This window comes from Actinoplanes sp. NPDC048791 (assembly GCF_040650095.1).
Lineage (GTDB): Bacteria > Actinomycetota > Actinomycetes > Mycobacteriales > Micromonosporaceae > Actinoplanes.
The window spans coordinates 1-1,704 of the sequence record NZ_JBEZGQ010001426.1 but is presented as its reverse complement, the minus strand read 5'-3'; the positions used below and the strand labels follow the sequence as shown (position 1 = coordinate 1,704).

The window sequence follows — 1,704 nt, the reverse complement described above, 5'->3', positions numbered from 1 at the left end:
CCCTGCACGACCCGCTCTCCGGGCTGCCCAACCGCCGGCACTTCCACGACCTGCTCGACGCCGGGTTGCGGGCCGTGCGCGCCGGCGGACCGGGGCTGGCGGTGCTGGTGCTCGACCTGGACCGGTTCAAGGAGATCAACGACGCGCTGGGCCACGAGACCGGTGACGCGCTGCTGTGTGAGGTCGGCGAGCGGCTGCGCGCCCACCTCGACGGACGCGGCCGGGTGGCCCGCTTCGGCGGCGACGAGTTCGCCGTGCTGCTGCCCACCGACGGCAGCCCGGAGGCGGGACTGGCCGCCGCCGCGGAACTGGCCGCGGTGGTCGACCAGCCGATCCGGATCGGTCCGCTGGTGCTGTCTCCGCGGGCCAGCGTCGGCGTCGCGGTGGCCCCGCTGCACGGCGACGACCCCGAGATCCTGATCCGGCACGCCGACGTCGCCATGTACGCCGCCAAGGAGAGCCACGGCCTGCGGCTCTACGACAGCGAGCTGGACCGCAACAGCCCGCAGCGGCTGGCGCTCATCGCCGACCTGCGCCGGGCCGTGGAGCGGGGGGAGCTGACGGTCGCGTACCAGCCCAAGGTCGACCCGCGGACCGGCCGGGTGGTCGGCGCCGAGGCGCTGGCCCGCTGGCACCACCCCGAGCAGGGGCCGATCCCGCCGGACGTGTTCATCCCGCTGGCCGAGCACAGCGGCCTGGTCTGGCCGCTGACCCTGCACGTGCTGGACCGGGCGCTGCGCAGCCGGGCCGAGTGGGCCCGGGCCGGGCACGACCTGCACGTCGCGGTCAACCTGTCGCCGAACAGCCTGCTCGACGCCGCGCTGCCCGATCTGGTGGCCCGGCTGCTGGAGGCGACCGGCAACCCGGCGCGGGCGCTGACGCTGGAGATCACCGAGAGCACCATCCTGACCGACCCGGCCGGCAGCCTGGCCACCCTCGAACGGCTGCACGCGCTGGGGGTGGAGATCTCGATCGACGACTTCGGTACCGGCTACTCGTCGCTGGGCCGGCTGCGCGAGCTGCCGCTGCACGAGGTGAAGATCGACAAGTCGTTCGTGCAGCGGGTCGCCGCGGACCACCGGGACCGGGCGGTCGTGCGGTCCGCGGTGCAGCTCGGCCACGCGCTCGACCTGCGGGTGGTCGCCGAGGGGGTGGAGGACGCCGACACGTACGCCTACCTGGCCGCCGAGGGCTGTGACGTGGTCCAGGGCTACCTGTTGTCGCGCCCGTTGCCGGCCGAGGAGTTCACCGCCTGGCTTCAAATTCACTCACGTAACGTCACTCATACTTTCGGCTAGTCAGGGCTCGTCCGAGCAGCTAGCGTAAGGAGAAATGAACGGTCGCCGCGTGCGGGCACGGCTCTCTGCCCGCTTGATGGAGGACCTCCTCGATGACCGCTGTCACGATCCCATCGACCACAGTCAGTGACGCACCCCCCGCCGCCGGCCCCGCCGAACCTCTGGGTGCCGAGACCGCCGCCGAGCTTCTGATCCGGCTGGCCGCGACCCCGTCCGGGGACCGCCGCCGGGCCCGCCTGCGTGATCGGGCCATCGAGGCCTGGCTGCCGCTGGCCCGCCACCTCGCCCACCGCTACTCCGGCCGCGGCGAACCCACCGACGACCTGGTCCAGACCGCCACCGTCGGCCTGATCAAAGCCGTCGACAAGTTCGACCCCGAACGCGGCGTCGACTTCGCCGGCTACGC

Annotated in this window: 2 protein-coding genes; both read left to right on the top strand. The window is 73.1% G+C overall.

All coding sequences use genetic code 11. From position 1 onward, the window contains the following. A partial coding sequence (locus AB0C29_RS47040) for an EAL domain-containing protein (RefSeq protein ID WP_360834706.1) occupies positions 1–1,298 on the top strand: 1,298 nt, incomplete at its 5' end. A gap of 92 nt (positions 1,299–1,390) precedes the next feature. Next, on the top strand, positions 1,391–1,704 hold a 314-nt coding region (locus tag AB0C29_RS47035), incomplete at its 3' end, for a sigma factor (RefSeq protein WP_360834704.1).